The sequence below is a fragment of the Halococcus agarilyticus genome (assembly GCF_000334895.1).
GTDB classification, from domain to species: Archaea; Halobacteriota; Halobacteria; order Halobacteriales; family Halococcaceae; genus Halococcus; species Halococcus agarilyticus.
The window spans coordinates 73,006-89,390 of the sequence record NZ_BAFM01000013.1; the positions used below are offsets into that span (position 1 = coordinate 73,006).

Here is a 16,385-nt window from a genome sequence, read left to right on the forward strand (position 1 = left end):
GGGGTCAGCGCTTGTAGTCCTCGATCATCCCGCCCTGGAGCACGATCTCGACCTGCCGCGGGCTCAGCGTGTGTTCGGCCGTGAACGTGGTGTCCCGCGTGGCGTTGCGCACGGTGACGGCGGAGCCGCTCTGCAGCTCCGCACGGACGTCAGGAAGTTCGAGGCTGTCGCCCTGCTCGATGGCGTCGTAGTCGTCCCGATCCGTGAACTCGAGCGGCACGATCCCGAAGTTCACGAGGTTCTGCCAGTGGATGCGGGCATAGCTCACGGCCAGCGCGGCCCGCATTCCGAGGTGGTAGGGGGCGAGGGCGGCGTGCTCGCGCGAACTTCCCTGGCCGTAGTTCGACCCACCGACGGCCAACCACGGCGCGCCCTGCGCTTCGGCGCGCTCGTGAAAGCCCTGCTCGACCTGATCGAACACCCACTCGCTGATCTTCGGGATGTTCGAGCGGTAGGGAAGGACATCCGATCCGGCGGGCATGATCTCGTCGGTCGAGATGTCGTCGCCGACTTTCATGAGTACGGGACCGGCGAGCGAGTCGGGAACCGCCTCGAACTCGGGCAAGGATTTCACGTTCGGCCCCTTTTCGAGTTCGCCACCGGGCTCCTCGGGCGGCGGGCTCAGCGCCGCCTCGTCCACGATGACTTCCTCGGGTTCGGACCACTCGGGATAGGCCATGTCGTGGGTGTCTTCGAGCGTGCGCGGGTCCGTGATCTCGCCGGCGAGCGCGCTCGCGGTCGCGGTCTCCGGGCTACAGAGGAACACGCTGTCCTCGCGGGTGCCGGTGCGCCCGGGGAAGTTTCTCGGCACCGTGCGCAGGCTGTTCCTACCGGTGGCGGGTGCCTGGCCCATCCCGATGCAGCCGTTGCAGCCGGCCTGGTGAACGCGCGCGCCGCTCGCGTACAGATCCCCCAGATGGCCCATCTCGGTCAGGTTCTGGAGCAGCTGCCGGGAGGTGGGATTCACGTCGAAGCTCACCGCGGGCGGGACTCGCTCGCCTTCGACCATCATCGCCGGCACCGCGAAATCCCGAAGTCCGGGGTTCGCGCTGGAGCCGATGTAGGCCTGATAGAGGTCCTCGCTAGCCACCTCGGTCACCGGGACGACGTTCCCCGGGCTGGAGGGTTTGGCGATCAACGGCTCGATTTCGTCGAGCGCGATGGTCTCGGTGACGTGGTACTCGGCGTCGGCGGCGGCGCGCAGTTCCCGGAACTCGTCCTCGCGACCCTGCTGGGCGAGGAACCGCTTCACGGCGTCGTCGGCGGGGAACACAGTCGAAGTGGCCCCGAGTTCGGTCCCCATGTTGGCGATCACGTGGCGGTCCATCGCGGTCAGGGTCTCCAAGCCGGGGCCGTGATACTCGATCACGCGACCGACGCCGCCGTCGACGTCGTGGCGACGCAGCATCTCGAGGATCACGTCCTTCGCGCTGCACCAGTCGGGGAGTTCTCCTGTGAGTTCGACGCCCCACACCTCGGGCATCGCCACGTGGTAGGGTTCGCCGGCCATCGCCATCGCGATATCCAGTCCCCCGGAACCGATCGCCAGCATCCCCATCGCGCCCGCAGCCGGCGTGTGCGAGTCCGAGCCGAGCAGCGTCTTGCCGGGGACGCCGAAGCGCTGCTGGTGGACGGGATGGGAGACGCCGTTGCCGGCGGCGGAGTACCAGACGCCCCACTTCTCGCAGGCGCTCTCCAGGAAGAGGTGGTCGTCGGGGTTCTTGTTGTCCTCCTGGATCAGGTTGTGATCCACGTACTGGGCCGAGAGCTCGCTCTCGATGTGCTCGACGTCCATGGCTTCGAGTTCGAGCATCACCATCGTGCCGGTGGCGTCCTGTGTCAGCGTCTGGTCGATCTCGAGGGCGATCTCCTCGCCTGGTTTCATCTCCCCTTCGACGAGATGGTCGTCGATGAGTTGCTCCGCGACGGTTCCGGACATTGGTCGGCGCTACGCGGAGGACGGTCTTTGCTCTTGTGCTGATATCCCTCGCGTCGGGAAACCGTATTACCGCTGCCGGCCGTAGCGCGAGTGATGGCTCTCGACGGCTACTTCGAGGGGTTCACCCGACGTGACTGGCAGACGATCGACGAGGGGCAGGTCGAACTCGCCGTGGTCGGCCTCGGTGGGTTCGCCCGCGAGCGCGCGCTGCCCGCGATCCGCGACGCGGCGTTCTGCGAGGCCACCGTCCTCGTGAGCAGTTCGCCCGAGAAAGCGGGGGGCCTCGCCGAGACGTTCGGCGTCGAGCGAGTGCTCGGCTACGAGGCGTTCCGCGACGGGGAGGCCAGTGAAGAATACGACGCGGTCTACGTCGCCACCCCGCCGGCGTTCCACGAGGAGTACGCGACGGCGGCCGCCGATCGCGGCAAACACGTCCTCTGTGAGAAGCCACTCGCTGCAGACCATGCAGCGGCCGAGCGGATGGTCGACGCCTGCGCCGAGGCCAGCGTGGTGTGCATGACTGCCTACCGGCTCCGGACCGAACCCGCGGTCAGACGGATGCGCGAGCTGATCGCCGACGGTGCGATCGGCGACCCGGTTCAGGTCCACGGCGGCTTCTCCACGAGGCTGCTCGACGAGATGAGTCCCGATACGTGGCGGCTCGATCCCGACGTCGCGGGCGGCGGCGCGCTGATGGATCTCGGGGTGTACCCGCTCAACACCACCCGCTTCCTGCTCGACGCCGATCCCGTTGGGGTGGTGGCCGAGACCCACTCCGGGGAAGCGCCGTTCGACCGCGTGGACGAGCACGTCGCCCTCCAACTCTCCTTCCCGGGTGGCGTGACTGCCTCGTGCACGGCGAGCTTCGACGCCCACCCCGACAGCCGCCTCCAGGTGCTCGGCACCGACGGCCAGGTGCTCATCACCGACCCCTTCGGCGGCGACGTCTCCCAGGAGATCGTGGTCGAGCGCGGCGACACCCACACCCGCTACGCCGGCCCCTCGGTCGACGAGGTCCGCGAGGAGTTCGATTACTTCGCGCACTGCGTGCTCACCGGCGAGGACTGTGAGACCGACGGCGAGGACGGGCTGGCCGACCTCCGAATCATCGAAGCGGCCTACGAGTCCGCCGAAACCGGTGAGCGCGTCGAGCTGTCGCCGTCGTCGTAGCCGCAGGAATCGTGACGGGAACGGCGTCAGCCGGTGCGAAACGAGTAGTCGAGCGCCGGGGCCGAATGGGTGAGCGATCCCAACGAGATCACGTCGACGCCGGTGGCGGCGTGTTCGGGAACGGTGTCGAGCGTGATCCCGCCGCTGGTCTCCACGAGCACACCCGCGGGCAGCGCCTCGACACCCTCTGCGACCGCTTCGGGCGCGAGGTTGTCGAACAGCACGATGTCCGCACCGGCCTCGGCGGCCCGCCGGCCGTCCGCAGGACGCTCGACCTCGACTTCGATCTTCGTGGCGAAGGAGGCGCGCTCGCGGAAGTGCGACACGGCGTCTTCGAGGCCCATCTCGGCGATATGGTTGTCCTTCACCATCACCATGTGTGAGAGATCGAGCCGGTGGGTGTCGCCGCCACCCGCCACGATCGCGCGCTTTTCGACGCCGCGGAGGCCTGGCGTGGTCTTGCGCGTCCCCGCGATCCGCACCGCGTCGCTCACCTCGCGGGCGGCGTCCACGGCTTTTCTCGTACGTGTGGCGATCCCGGAGGCGTGGCCCGCGACGTTGACCGCGACGCGCTCGCCACGGAGCACCGCGCGTGCCGCACCGTCGACGGTCAGAACCGTGTCGCCCGACTCGACCCGCTCACCCGGATCGACGCGCGTCTCGACCCCGACTCCGAGATGGTCGAACACCGCGACGGCGGCCTCCAGTCCGGCCGCGACGCCCGACTCCTTCGCGACCAATCGTCCCGTCGTGTCGCCTGGCACGTCGTTGGTCACGTCGTGGTGGCCGAGGTCCTCGCGGAGCCACCGCTCGACCTGGCTACGGTCGACCGGCATGGGCCTCGTTCTCCTCGCCGGCATCGGTCGTCTCGGCGCTCTCGTCGACGAGGTGGTGACAGCCGCGCGACTCGGCGTTCTCGCTCGCGGCCCGAACGATCAGCAGTCCTGTCACGGTCGCGGCCCGGAGTTCGTAGAGCTCGCGCGAGGTGCGCGTCCGGACGTAGGCGTCGACCTCGCCCTTTAGCCGCCGGATCGCCGCGCGTGCTCGACGGAGACCGTCAGGGGTGCGGGCGAGGCCGACGTACTCCTCCGTCGTCCGTCGCAGTCGGCCGAACTTCTCTTCGGCGAACGCCTCGGGAAGCGCGGGGTCGCTGTCGCGGAGGTCGGGGGCCTCGACCACCGTGGGGTCGGCCCCGTCCGCAGCGGCGGCCTGGCCCGCGCGCAAACCCCACACCAGACCCTCCAACAGACTCGTCGAGGCGAGCCGATTCGCGCCGTGAACCCCCGTTCGAGAACACTCCCCGACCGCGAACAACCGATCGAGACTCGCCCGGCCACGCGAGTCGACGTCGATCCCGCCGCAGACGAAGTGCTCGGCGGGCGACACCGGAACCCCCGTTTCGACGTCGATTCCGCGTTCTTCACACTTCGCGGCGAGGTCCGGGAACTCCGCCTCGAAGTCGAGCGGCGAGACGTCGAGCACCACGTCGCCGGTTCGGTCGCGCTCTGCCGCCACGGTGCGCGCGACCACGTCCCGTGGCGCGAGTTCGGCGTCCGGATGGTACTCGGGCATGAACCGCTCATTATCGCCGTTGCGGAGCAGCGCCCCCTCCCCACGGACGGCCTCGCTCAGCAGGAACGGTTCGTCCCCTGCGTACGCCGTCGGATGGAACTGGACGTACTCCATGTCCGTGACGTCGGCTCCGGCGAGCGCCGCCATCGCGATCCCGTCGCCGGTCGCGCCTGTGGGGTTGGTCGAGCGGTCGTAGAGCGCGCCGATCCCGCCCGTGGCGAGCACGGTCGCGCCCGCGTAGACGGGTTCCACAGTTCCAACGGACTGGACCATCGCGCCGTGAACTCGCCCTTCGCGGGTGAGGAGTTCGAGCGCCGCGGTGTCCTCGCGGATCGCCACGTTGGGATGGTCGTCGAGATGCGAGAGGAACGGGCCGAGGACGTGGCGGCCGGTGCTCGCGTTCACGTGGAGGATCCGGCGCTCGCCGTGGGCGGCCTCGCGGCCGTACGCGAACTCCCCATCCCCGTTCTCGTCGGTGTCGAACGGCACATCGAGCGTCTCCACGAGCACGTCCTCGACGGCGTCGTTCGCGTTCTCGACCAGCACATCGACCGCGTCGGGGTCGGCTGCGCCGTCGCTCGCGGTGAGGATGTCCTGCTTGAACGCTTCAGGGTGCTCGCGCGAGACCGCGACCCCACCCTGGGCCCACCAGCTCGTCGCGTCCGCCGGCCGTTCGGCCTTCGTCACGAGCAACACGTCCTGACCGGCTCGCGCGGCCGCGAGCGCCGCCGCACAGCCCGCGACGCCGCTGCCGACCACCAGCGTCTCGACCGTCGTTGTGTCGGTCTCGTCCGCCGTCTCGCCGCCGTTCGCTCCGGTTCCAGGCACGGTCAGATCTCCAACATTCGGTCGAGCGCCACGCCGGCGAGCTCCTTTTCCTCGGGCGCGACCTCGATCACGTTGCGCTCGCGGCCCTCGACCAGCTCTTCGAGCACCCACGTCAGGTAGTTGGGATCGATCTGGCGCATCGCGTTGCAGTCCATGCACGCGTCGCCACAGAGCGGGAGGATCTCGACTGCGGGATGCCACCGCGCGAGGTGGTTCGCGAGGTGGATCTCGGTTCCAATGGCCCACGTCTCGCCCGGCTCGGCCTCGGCCACCGTGTCGGTGATCGTGCTGGTCGACCCCACCACGTCGGCGGCCTCGACGACCTCGCGGCGGCACTCGGGATGGACGACCACGTTCGCGTCGGGGTGGTCTTCTCGAACTTGCTCGACGTGGCTCTCGCGGAAACGCTCGTGGACCTGGCAGTACCCCTCCCAGAGCACGATGTCGGCCGCCGCGACCTCGCTCGCATCCTTGCCCTCGGGATCCCATGGGTCCCAGACGGCCGTGTTATCCTCCATTCCTAACCTGTGAGCGGTGTTCTCGCCGAGATGCTTGTCGGGGAGAAAGAGGACTTTGTCGCCGCGCTCGAAGGCGTACTCGAAGGCCTTGTGGGCGTTCGAGGACGTGCAGACGAGGCCGCCCTGCTCGGCACAGAACGCCTTCAGGTCGGCGTAGGAGTTCATATAGGTTACGGGGATGATGTTCTCGTCGGGCGCGGCGTCGGTGATCTCCGCCCACGCGGCGTCGACTTGCAGGGCTTCGGCCATCCCCGCCATCGGGCAGGAGGCCTCCATCGAGGGGAGGATAACAGTTTGAGAGTCGTCGGTGATGATGTCGGCGGATTCGGCCATGAACGTCACCCCGCAGAACACGACGTGATCGGCGTCGGCCTCGGCGGCGCGCTTCGAGAGGGCATAGGAGTCGCCGATGAAGTCGGCGTGCTCGACGATCTCCTCGCGCTGGTAGTTGTGCCCGAGCACGAGCACGTCGTCGCCAAGCTCGTCGAGCGCGCGCTCGATGCGCTCCGTGCGCTCGGATTCGGCCAACTCCCGGTATCGTGGCGGAAGCTGTTCGAGGTTGTCGTACTTGAACAGGCTGAGGTCGGTTTCGAGGTCCGTCGTTTCCAGTTCTGGCATGAGTGGCGGAACTCCAGTAGCACTAGCACACAGAGACTGTTGTTGAAAACGTTTCCTCTTCAAACGCCCCTTGCCGGAACGGCGAGCCATCGATTCGGACGATAGAAGTCGAACGGCTCCCGGGAGGCGCGATCAGCGCGTGTCGTGGACGATCTCGCCGTCGACGATCGTCGTCGCGACGTCGATGGCCGCGATGTCGTCGGAGTGGTCCCACGGCGAGCGGTCGAGCGCGACGAGGTCGGCACGCTTTCCGGATTCGATCGTTCCCAACCGATCCTCGTCGAAACCGGCGTACGCCGCGCCGCAGGTGTACGCCCGGAGCGCGTCGGTCACGGGGAGTCGCTGGGCGTCGGCGGGCGCGTTCACGGCGTGATGGACGCCCAACAGCGGGTCGAGCGGCATGCAGTCGCTGCCGAAGGCGAGTCGAACCCCGGCGTCGCGGAGCTCTCGAAACGGGTTCGAGCGTTTTCGGCGGTTGTCACCGAGCTTGGTGTCGTAGAGTCCGCCTTCGTCCGCCCACTTCAGGAAGTTGGGCTGGACCGACGCCACGGCGTCGAGAGCGGCGAAGCGGTCGATGGCTCCATCGAACGGGAGCTCGGCGTGTTCGATCCGGTGGCGCGCGCCGCCGGGATCGTCGGTCGCCGCGTAGGCCGCGAGGACTTCCTCGACCGCCCTGTCGCCGATGGCGTGGGCGGTCACCTGGAAACCAGCGTCGTCGGCGCGTTCGACGAGTTCGTGGAGCTCGGCGGGTGGGACGACCCACTGGCCCGTTCCCTCGTCGTTTCTGTTCTCGCCGTCCACGGTTCCCGCATCGGCGTACGGCTCGGTCAGCTTCGCGGTCCGCGCGCCGATGCTTCCATCTGTGAAGGTCTTGATCGCGCCCGTCCGGACGAATTCGCTGCCGTGGTTGGTTGTGAGGCCGGTTTCGATCGCGGCGTCGAGGTGATCGCTCCAGTAGTTGATCCGGACTCTGAGCGTGAGCTCCCCCGCGGAATCGAGGTCGCGGTAGACCCGCGGCGCGTGGGAGCCCCGAACCATGTCGTGGACGCCGGTGACGCCGAGTTCGTTGGCGTGTTCCTGTGCGGCAACGAGGAGGTCACGGGTTGCGGCGCGGCCTGGCGCGGTCGCCTCCCGAACCGGGCCGAGCGCGTCCTCGACGAGCACCCCCGTGGGGTCGCCGTTCTCGGTTCGGACGTCCTCTCGGGGCAAGCGGTCGCCGAGGCGATCGAGGGCGACGCCGTTCACGCTCGCGGTGTGCATGTCCTCGCGGAACGCCACTACTGGGTGGTCGGTGCTCACCCGGTCGAGATCGGTGCGGTCGAGATAGCGCGACTCGTCCCACGCGCTCTCGTCGTAACCGAAGCCGAGGACCCACTCGCGGTCGGTCTCACCGTCGTCGAGTTCGTCGGCGCGCTCGGCGAGCAGCGAGACCGCCTCGTCGGGCGAGGTGGCGTCGGCGAGGTCGGCGTGGACGAGGCGCTTGCCGAGCGCTTCCATGTGGGTGTGAGCGTCGACGAACCCGGGGAGGAGCACGCGGCCGTCGAGGTCCAAAGTACGGGTATCGACGCCCGTGAGGAAGTCGATCTCGTAGGTCGACCCCACGCGGACGATCTCGCCGTCGCGCACCGCGACCGCCTCGGCGGTCTCGTCGGGATCGGTCAGAGGATGGACCTCGGCGTTCGTGAGTACCAGGTCCGCAGCGTCGGTCATGGCGTCGGAACGACCGGGTGCGCAATAAGGGTGCAGCTAGCGAAGCAGACGTGCGGGATGGATGACGAGCCAGTTTCGTGCATGGTGGTAGTGGTGTAGCTGCTGCGGTAATTGCGGTTGGCGCGCGGGAGGGCCGAGCGGGACCGGAGGTCCCGCTGGCCGTGCGAGCGCGCGCTTCACGCCCGCGAGCAGACGTCGAAGACGCACGACTCGCGCGAGGTCTGCGCGAGCGGTGCGAGGCGCGAACGGAGTGAGCGTGGTTCGAGACGCCTTTGGCGTCTCGTCATCTCGGAAGACCGGCGGTCTTCCGACGACTCGTCGAAGTGCCGAAGGCACTTCGAGATCCCGAGGGAGCGAAGCTCTCTCGGGCGACCTCGAATGCGAACGGGGAGCATAGCGACCCGTGAGCGGAGCGAGTGCAGGCTCGTCAGAGCGAAGCTCTGACGGTGGATGACCGAGGGAGCGCAGCGACCGAGGGAGTCGGTTGGGGAGGCTCGTGGCTCGCGGTTCTCGTTTGCGTCGGCATCACGGCGGTCCCAATGACGGCGACAGTTATCGAGACAACTCTGGTCCACGACCACACCAAAGAGGGTAACGCTTAGGCGGCGGCCACCCGCTCTCGAACCATGAGCGACGCCACGGATCTCACTGAACGCGTCGAGACCGGTGACCTCGCGCTCCACGACCTCGACGACCACGCCGATCCCGCGACCGCGGCCGAGGCGCGACGCCTGGCCGTCGCGCGCGAGACCGACACCGACCTCGACGACGTGGAAGCAACCGCCCTCGATCCCGCCGACGCAGTGGGATCGAACGTCGAGAACATGATCGGCACGATCGAAGTCCCCCTCGGCGTCGCCGGGCCGCTGCCCGTGGCGGGCGGCGCGACCGACGACGACCACTACCTCCCGCTCGCGACCACCGAGGGCGCGCTGGTCGCGTCGGTCAATCGAGGCTGCTCGATTCTGCGCACGGCGGACGGCGCGAACGCGAGGGTCACGAAGCGTTCGATGACTCGTGCGCCGGTCTTTCGGGTGGCGGACGTCGTCGAGGCCGAGGCGGTCGTCTCGTGGGTGCGCGAGAACCGCGACGTCCTCGAATCGGCCGCCGAGGGGACCACGAGCCACGGCGAACTCACGGCGGTGACGCCCTACGTCGTCGGCGACTCGGTGTTCCTCCGCTTCGGTTACGACACCAAGGACGCGATGGGAATGAACATGGCGACGATCGCCACGCGGGCGGCCTGCGAGGTGGTCGAGGACGAAACGTCGGCCGACCTCGTGGCGCTGTCGGGCAACCTCTGCACCGACAAGAAGCCCGCCGCGATCAACGCGGTCGAGGGCCGGGGCCGCAGCGTGGTGGCCGACGTGGCGATCCCGAACGAGGTGGTCGAGGAGCGCCTCCACGCCACGCCCGACGCGATCGCGGAGGTCAACACCCGGAAGAACCTCGTCGGGTCGGCGAAAGCCGGGAGTCTGGGATTCAACGCTCACGCCGCGAACGTGGTGGCGGGCGTGTTCCTCGCCACCGGTCAGGACGCCGCCCAGGTGGTCGAGGGGAGCAACGCGATCACGACCGTCGAAGCCAGGGACGACGAACTCTACGCCAGCGTCTCGCTCGCGAGCCTCGAAGTCGGGACCGTCGGCGGCGGGACGAAACTGCCGACGCAGGCCGCAGCGCTCTCGCTGCTCGGCGTGGCGGGCGGTGGCGACCCACCTGGCGCGAACGCCGACCGCCTCGCGGAGGTGATCGGTGCGGGCGCGCTCGCGGGCGAACTCTCCCTCCTCGGCGCGCTCGCCTCCCGAAACCTGTCGAGTGCTCACGAGGAACTCGGGCGGTGAGGTCCGGTCGGCGTCCGGTCGCGGGCCCCACGGGCCGTACCGGTGCCGACATAACCCGCGAGCGCGAACGGCAGCCATGAGCGAGATCGAGCGCGTGCGTGCCGAGCCGGACCTGGTCGTGACCGCCCTCCAGCAGAAGTTCCTCGAAGCCGACGCGATGGGCGAGCCGGTGATCCGGGTCGATCCCGACGGCGAGGCGGATCTCTTCGTCCACGAGGACGGGTTCGAACAGTCCGACGAAGGCGTCGACATCCGCCCCGAGCGCTTCGTCGGCGACGACCTCGATCTTCCCGATCCTGACGCCGATCTCGACGACGAAGCGATCGAGGCACTCGGTGAGCGCCTCGGCTCGGAGGTTCGACCGGCACTGAAGAACGAAGTCGATCTCAACGCCGACCGCGACGAGGCCGAACACATCGTCCCGGTCGACTACGCGTCCAACGACCCGTAGCTTCCGCTTCACGATCGGATCGACGAACGACGGGCCCCTTCTATCGCATCTGCCCCACGAGAAACGCACAGCCACCGGCGAGCACCGCGACACCAGCGACCAACACCGCACCGCTGCCGAGCGCGGTCGCGCCGACCAGCAGTCCGAATCCGCCCGCGCCGATCGCGTGGGCGAGTCCGATCAGCTGGCGGCCACGCCGAAGGTACACCGCCGCGCCGAGCCCGAACCCAACAGTCAGAAGCGCGCCGGAGAGGACGAACGGCGGGGTCGGGGTCCCGAAGATCGGAATCGGATCGACGACGGGTTCGAGGAGGAAGAGTATGCCAGCGAGCCCGACCAGCGCGCCGACCGCGAGCGGCGCGGGATCGATGTCGCGCTCGCCCGTCACAGGAGTCGGTACGCGCCGTCGGTCCGGCTCGCCTCGCCCTGGCGGACCAGCCGTTCGAGTGCGCGCTCGGCGAACTCGGCGGGCACGTCGTGCGCGGTCGCGTACGCGATGACTGCCTCCTCGCCTGGCTCGTCGAGTTCGTCGATGGCGCTCCGAACGGTGTCGAGCCGGCTCGTGGTTCCGGATGCTGCTCCGCTCGTCGCGCCCTCGCCCGCGTCGGTGACTGCCTCGGCGTCGAGGCCGGATTCCCGGAGGTACGTCGTCTCGTCCATCCGTTCGTTCTCGGTGCGGGTTTCGAGGGTCGTGAACGAGTCGAGATCGTCGGGGGCGTGGTCGCTGCGGTCGGCGAGCAGCGCGGTGCGGGCCTCGCGCGCGGCGTCGGCGGTGTCGGTCTCGGCGAACTTCGTGAGCTTCGGGTACCCGTGGCGCGCGCCACACGAGGGGCAGGACGTCGTCTCGGGGCGTCCCTCGACCACCCACAGCGCGCTGCACTCGCCGCAGCCGACCACCGCGTACATACCCCTCCGTCGGGTCCGCGATCGGTTGAAAGTTTAGGTACGCGAGGCGCGTGGAGTGGGCATGGAAACCGTTTCCACGGCCGAGCGCGAGACGATCGAAGCGACCGACGGGGTCTCGGTCGCGGTGCTCGCGAGCGCCGAGGCGATGAACGTCCAGGCGTTCACGATCGAACCCGGTGCAACCGTCCCGGCACACAGCCACCACCACGAACAGGCGGGCTACCTGTTCGCGGGCCACGCGACGTTCGTTCTCGACGACGAGGAGCACGAGGTCGGACCAGAGGGGTCGTACGCCATCCCCGCCGAGGAGACCCATGCGGTCGAGAACCGTGGGGATATGGTGGTGCGGGGCGTCGAATGTTTCAGCCCGCCGAGGCCACGCCCCGACTGGATGGAGTAGCGTCTCGGGCGCGAGGCGACGCGCTTAGCGGTCGCCGTTCGAGCGTCGCCATCGGAGTGAAAGAGCGGTCGGCCGCTACGCGGTGTCTGACTCCTCGGCCTCGTCGAGCGCCGATAGGTCGCGCTCGTCGTTGTACTCGTTGGGTCCGCCAGCCTCGCCGGAGAGTTCGTCGTAGAGCGACTCCCGGACCTCCTCGGGTGAGTCGTACTCCTCGTCGAGACGATCGAAGGCGCTCCCCATCGACTCGGTCTCGTTCGGGAGGTCGAGCGGCTGGTCGGCGTACTCGGTGGCGAGCTCCTCGCTTCTGACGGGGTACTTCCGGTCGCGAACGTCGGTCTCGACCTCGTCGAGGATGTTCTCGACGTGTTCGGCGCGTTCGTGCTGGCGGTCGCGTGCGCGCTCGTCGGTTCGGTCGTCGCTCGGCATACACCCCGTAAGACACGCGGACCAAAAAGCATCCCACCGGCGACTGCAACCTCAGTAGCGGTTGGTGCGCGGGAGCGGAGCGCGGCGCGACCGGAGGGAGGGTGGTTCGAAAATCAAAGATTTTCGTCATCACGGGAGAGCTTCACTCTCCCGAACGACTTCGCTCTGACGGTGGATGAGCGAGCGATCGAAGGAAGCGAGCGAATTGGTTGGGGAGGGAGTGGCTGTCACGGCGCGGTGCTAGAGCGGTAGTGCCAGTGATCGCACCGTGAGCGAGCGGGCCGAGGAACCCCCGAAGGGGGTGACGACGGCTTTTGGTCCAGATTTTGCGAGCGGAGCGAGCGACCGAAGCAAGGGGTGAGAACGTCTGCCCTCCCCGATTTGAACTCCGGAAGACGGTCGCGCTCGCTTCGCTCGCGCGCTGCGACTTCCGTGCTCAAATCGTGTCGGTTGGACGTGCTTCCCGCTCGCCGTTGGCTCGCGGAGAAGCAGTCCGCCCTCCCCGATTTGAACGGGGGACAAGTCGATCTACAGTCGACTGCTCTACCAGTCTGAGCTAAGGGCGGACATGCTGACAAACCCGACTGTCGAACTTAAGAATTGCCATCCCGCTGCTGTCCGACACGCGAGGACGTACCGTCTGACGGCCGGGAAGATTCAAGTAGCCACGTATCGTGCGGTCGCACGACGGATGAGCAAAATCACGTTCCGCGCCGACGACGAGCTCATCGACGAGCTCGAGTCGCTCGACGCCTCGAAGAGCGAGGCGATGCGCGAGGCGCTCCGGAGCTACCTCGAGAGCGCGCGGGACACCGAAACCGAGAGCCTCGACGATCTCGTGGGACGGCGCGTCGACGCGATCGTCGAGGAGCGCCTCGACGGCGCGTTTACGCCGTCGAGTCCCCAGGACATCAACGTAAACATCGCGCTCGAGGGCGCGTCCGTGGACAGGGACGGACCCGACGGGTCAGAGCGTAAGACGGAGACCGCCGAGGCCGAGCCGGACGTGCAAACGGGCTCGGACGCGCGTAAAACGTGCGCGCAGTGTGGTGAAGATGTCGGCCCAGAGCACGTCTACTGCCCGAACTGCGGGGAGAAGGCGACACACCGAGTGTTCTGTGACTGCGGCGACGAACTCCGTTCGGACTGGGCGTTCTGCCCGAGCTGTGGCCGTCGTACCCCCGCCGCGGACGTGCTCGACGGCGCGTAAACGCTGTTTCAGCCGTCGAACCGTCGTTTACGCCCTGATTCGAACGTCTGTCTTACGCTGGCCGGAAGTTTTATTACACCTGGGCTGATTGCATACGTCTGCGTAAGACGGCCGTCTTACACCAGCGCCGGTCGGTGTCGATGGTGTCCCCGTCGTGCGGTTTCGGCGTGTAAGACGCGCGGTCGTCCCCCAAAGGAGAACCCACCCATGGAGCGTGTGACACTACGGATCCCGAAACAGCAGATCGCGGAGGTCGAACAGATGGTCGAACACGGCGAGTACCCGAATCGTAGCGAGGCGATCCGGGCGGCGGTCAGAGAGATGGTCGCCGAGGAGGGTCGGGACGAACCCCCGACCAAGCGGCCGTTCGCGAGGGCCTGACGATGCAGGACATCGTGGAATCGGCGCTCGAAAACGCCGAGAAGGAACAACAGCGGCGTGACGAGTCCGACCTCGACGAGTTCGGCGATCCCCGGATCGTGGTGGTCGGCTGTGGCGGTGCGGGCAACAACACCGTCAACCGGCTCCACAACATCGAGGTCGAGGGTGCCGAGACCATCGCGATCAACACCGACAAGCAGCATCTCCAGATGATCCGGGCCGACACCCGGATCCTGGTCGGGAAGTCGCTCACCCAGGGGCTCGGTGCGGGCGGCGATCCCGAGATGGGCGAGCGCGCGACAGAGATGGCCCAGTCCACCATCCGCGAGGTGCTCTCCGGGGCGGACCTCGTGTTCGTCACCGCGGGGATGGGCGGCGGCACCGGCACCGGCGCGGCCCCGGTGGTCTCGAAGATCGCGAGCGACGAGGGTGCGATCGTGGTCGGGATGGTCTCGACGCCGTTCAACGTCGAGCGCGCTCGTACTGTGAAGGCCGAGGAGGGCCTCGAAGAGCTCCGCAACGAGGCCGACTCGATCATCGTGCTCGACAACAACCGCCTGCTCGACTACGTGCCGAACCTCCCGGTCGGGAAGGCGTTCTCGGTGATGGACCAGCTCATCGCGGAGACGGTGAAGGGGATCGCCGAGACCATCACCCAGCCCTCGCTGATCAACCTCGACTACGCCGACATGACCTCGATCATGAACCAGGGCGGTGTGGCGGTCATGCTGGTCGGCGAGACCCAGGACAAGAACAAAACTGAAGAAGTCGTGAAGGACGCGATGAGCCACCCCCTCCTCGACGTCGATTATCGGGGCGCGTCCGGCGGGTTGGTCCACATCACCGGCGGTCCCGATCTCACCCTGAAGGAGGCCGAGGCGATCGCCGAACGCATCACCGGCCAGCTCGAACCCAGCGCGAACGTCATCTGGGGCTCGCGCATCCGCGAGGAGTACAAGGGGAAGGTCCGCGTGATGGCGATCATGACCGGCGTCCAGAGCGCGCAGGTCCTCGGTCCCGACGCCCAACAGCAGGCCGATCGGTCGCGCGAAGCGCTCGCGGCCGAACCGTTCGACACGAGCTACGCCGAGAGCGACGGCGGCCGCGACGTGCCGGACCACGCTCCCCACGACGATCTCGACGTCATCCGCTGAGCTGCGCTTCGGCCCTCCATCCACACGGTCCGTTGCTATCGAATACGATATGTGTATGAATTCTGTATATAACTATCGGCTGCTCGGGCGGCGTTTTCGATAGAAACGATCACGGAAATTGTTCTGATACGACCGGTCGTGATCCCGTGTAGTACACCGACGATTACGCCGCGTGGACTGCCTCGGTGAGCTGGCACGTCCGGCAGATCTCGCGCGTGGTGGTGCCGCCACAGCGTTCGCATTCGCCGAGGTCCGGGCCATCGCCACGGTAGGCCTCGGCAGCCAACTTGGCGAACTCCTCGTAGCCCGCCATGATCGAGTGACGGGTGCCGGGATGGCGCTCTTCGAGATCGAACAGGAGTTGTTGAATCTCGCCGCGGTACGCCTCGCTGGAGTGAGGACACTCCGCCATGTGGACCGGGAGGTCGGCGAGGTGGGCGTAGAGCGCGACCTCCTTTTCCGGGACGTCACGGAGCGGCTTCGCTCGGGGGACGAACTCCGTGGACTCGGACCGTTCGGGGAAGGGGCCGAGGCTCGCATCGAAGTGTTTCGCCATCTGGGCGACGTCGCCTTCGAGGACGTTCATCATCGCGGTCTGGGCCTCGTCGTCGAGATTGTGGCCCGTCAGGAGCTTGTCGGCACCGTACGCCGCGGCGTACTCGGCGAGCAGCTCGCGCCGGAAGACCCCACAGTACGCGCAGGCGGCCATGTTCTCGGGGTCCTTCTCGACCACGCGATCCATTTCGAGGGCGAACTCGTCGGCGTAGGTGACGACTTCGTGGGGAATCTCGTGATCGTCGGCGAATTGGGTCGCGGCGTCGAGGCTCTCGTCACGGTAGCCCTCGATCCCCTCGTGGATCGTGAGCGCGACCAGCTCGATCCTGGGGTCCTCGGCGAACGTTTCGGCGAGGATCGAGCCGAGCACGACGCTGTCCTTGCCCCCGGAGAGCCCGAGCAGCCACGTTTCGGGATTCTCGGGGGTGGCGTCGTCGCCGATGAGGCCGTCCTCGCGGATTCGTCGGCGGACCCGCTTCTCGACCGACGCGCGAAGGTGGCGCTCGCAGAGATGCGCGCCCGAGTACGCCGCGTGCAGCACCGCCTCGCGGTCGCACTTGGTGCAGTCCATATCGTGAACTGTGGGTTTCGGGGTATGACGGTTTCGCCTCCACTTTTTTTACTGCGTCCCCGTTCGCTCAGGGTCCTTGTAAAAACCTGGACTAAAAACACCCGCTCACTCGGCCTACGGCCTCGTTCACGGTTC

At 67.7% G+C, this 16,385-nt stretch carries 16 protein-coding genes and 1 tRNA gene; 7 read left to right on the forward strand and 10 right to left on the reverse strand.

What is annotated here, in order from left to right; genetic code table 11:
* Positions 1-4: 4 nt before the first annotated feature.
* Positions 5-1,939, reverse strand: coding sequence for an aconitate hydratase (locus TX76_RS11520; protein ID WP_049902633.1), 1,935 nt, complete (start codon positions 1,937-1,939; stop codon positions 5-7).
* A 93-nt stretch (positions 1,940-2,032) separates the two neighbouring features.
* On the opposite strand from TX76_RS11520, the gene gfo6 reads away from it, so the two are divergent.
* Positions 2,033-3,109: a D-xylose 1-dehydrogenase Gfo6 gene (gfo6, locus tag TX76_RS11525; RefSeq protein ID WP_049902635.1), complete on the forward strand. Its 1,077-nt coding sequence runs from the start codon at positions 2,033-2,035 to the stop codon at positions 3,107-3,109.
* Between the two features lie 26 nt (positions 3,110-3,135).
* Here the strand turns inward: gfo6 and nadC are convergent, their stop codons facing one another.
* From nadC to TX76_RS11545, 4 genes are all read right to left on the reverse strand, one after another.
* Positions 3,136-3,945, reverse strand: a complete 810-nt coding sequence (gene nadC, locus TX76_RS11530; protein ID WP_049902637.1) for a carboxylating nicotinate-nucleotide diphosphorylase — start codon at positions 3,943-3,945, stop codon at positions 3,136-3,138.
* Positions 3,929-5,509 (reverse strand): L-aspartate oxidase, encoded by a 1,581-nt coding sequence (locus TX76_RS11535; protein WP_049902639.1) that lies wholly within the window; start codon positions 5,507-5,509, stop codon positions 3,929-3,931. The genes nadC and TX76_RS11535 overlap by 17 nt, the downstream gene beginning before the upstream one ends.
* A 2-nt stretch (positions 5,510-5,511) precedes the next feature.
* Positions 5,512-6,645, reverse strand: coding sequence for a quinolinate synthase NadA (gene nadA / locus TX76_RS11540; RefSeq protein ID WP_049902640.1), 1,134 nt, complete (start codon positions 6,643-6,645; stop codon positions 5,512-5,514).
* A 132-nt stretch (positions 6,646-6,777) separates the two neighbouring features.
* A complete protein-coding gene (locus tag TX76_RS11545) occupies positions 6,778-8,355 on the reverse strand; it encodes an amidohydrolase (protein WP_049902641.1) in 1,578 nt (525 codons plus the stop codon).
* A 626-nt stretch (positions 8,356-8,981) separates the two neighbouring features.
* Here TX76_RS11545 and hmgA point away from each other — a divergent pair.
* Positions 8,982-10,196, forward strand: a complete 1,215-nt coding sequence (gene hmgA, locus TX76_RS11550) for a hydroxymethylglutaryl-CoA reductase (NADPH) (protein ID WP_049902643.1) — start codon at positions 8,982-8,984, stop codon at positions 10,194-10,196.
* A 76-nt stretch (positions 10,197-10,272) separates the two neighbouring features.
* Entirely contained in the window at positions 10,273-10,647 is a 375-nt protein-coding gene (locus tag TX76_RS11555; RefSeq protein WP_049902644.1) for a hypothetical protein, read from the forward strand.
* 40 nt (positions 10,648-10,687) lie between these two features.
* Here the strand turns inward: TX76_RS11555 and TX76_RS11560 are convergent, their stop codons facing one another.
* Positions 10,688-11,035 carry a hypothetical protein gene (locus tag TX76_RS11560; protein ID WP_049902645.1) on the reverse strand — a complete coding sequence of 116 codons (348 nt, stop codon included), beginning with the start codon at positions 11,033-11,035 and terminating at the stop codon, positions 10,688-10,690.
* Complete coding sequence (locus TX76_RS11565) at positions 11,032-11,553, reverse strand: DUF5817 domain-containing protein (RefSeq protein ID WP_049902646.1); 522 nt, start codon at positions 11,551-11,553, stop codon at positions 11,032-11,034. Before TX76_RS11565 ends, TX76_RS11560 begins: the two co-directional genes overlap by 4 nt.
* Positions 11,554-11,614: 61 nt before the next feature.
* Between TX76_RS11565 and TX76_RS11570 the strand changes: the two genes are divergently transcribed.
* The gene (locus TX76_RS11570) at positions 11,615-11,953 is read left to right on the forward strand and encodes a cupin domain-containing protein (RefSeq protein WP_049902647.1); all 339 of its coding nucleotides are present in this window, start codon (positions 11,615-11,617) and stop codon (positions 11,951-11,953) included.
* A 75-nt stretch (positions 11,954-12,028) separates the two neighbouring features.
* On the opposite strand, the gene TX76_RS11575 is transcribed toward TX76_RS11570, so the two are convergent.
* Both TX76_RS11575 and TX76_RS11580 read right to left on the reverse strand, forming a co-directional pair.
* Positions 12,029-12,379, reverse strand: coding sequence for a DUF5789 family protein (locus TX76_RS11575; protein ID WP_049902648.1), 351 nt, complete (start codon positions 12,377-12,379; stop codon positions 12,029-12,031).
* 492 nt (positions 12,380-12,871) lie between these two features.
* Positions 12,872-12,945, reverse strand: a tRNA-Tyr gene (locus TX76_RS11580).
* 125 nt (positions 12,946-13,070) lie between these two features.
* On the opposite strand from TX76_RS11580, the gene TX76_RS11585 reads away from it, so the two are divergent.
* From TX76_RS11585 to ftsZ, 3 genes are all read left to right on the forward strand, one after another.
* Positions 13,071-13,589 carry a double zinc ribbon domain-containing protein gene (locus TX76_RS11585; protein WP_049902649.1) on the forward strand — a complete coding sequence of 173 codons (519 nt, stop codon included), beginning with the start codon at positions 13,071-13,073 and terminating at the stop codon, positions 13,587-13,589.
* 207 nt (positions 13,590-13,796) lie between these two features.
* Positions 13,797-13,970 carry a ribbon-helix-helix domain-containing protein gene (locus TX76_RS11590; protein WP_006078891.1) on the forward strand — a complete coding sequence of 58 codons (174 nt, stop codon included), beginning with the start codon at positions 13,797-13,799 and terminating at the stop codon, positions 13,968-13,970.
* A gap of 2 nt (positions 13,971-13,972) precedes the next feature.
* Positions 13,973-15,124 carry a cell division protein FtsZ gene (ftsZ, locus tag TX76_RS11595; protein WP_049902650.1) on the forward strand — a complete coding sequence of 384 codons (1,152 nt, stop codon included), beginning with the start codon at positions 13,973-13,975 and terminating at the stop codon, positions 15,122-15,124.
* Between the two features lie 163 nt (positions 15,125-15,287).
* Here the strand turns inward: ftsZ and ncsA are convergent, their stop codons facing one another.
* Complete coding sequence (gene ncsA / locus TX76_RS11600) at positions 15,288-16,250, reverse strand: tRNA 2-thiolation protein NcsA (protein WP_049902651.1); 963 nt, start codon at positions 16,248-16,250, stop codon at positions 15,288-15,290.
* Positions 16,251-16,385: the final 135 nt, after the last annotated feature.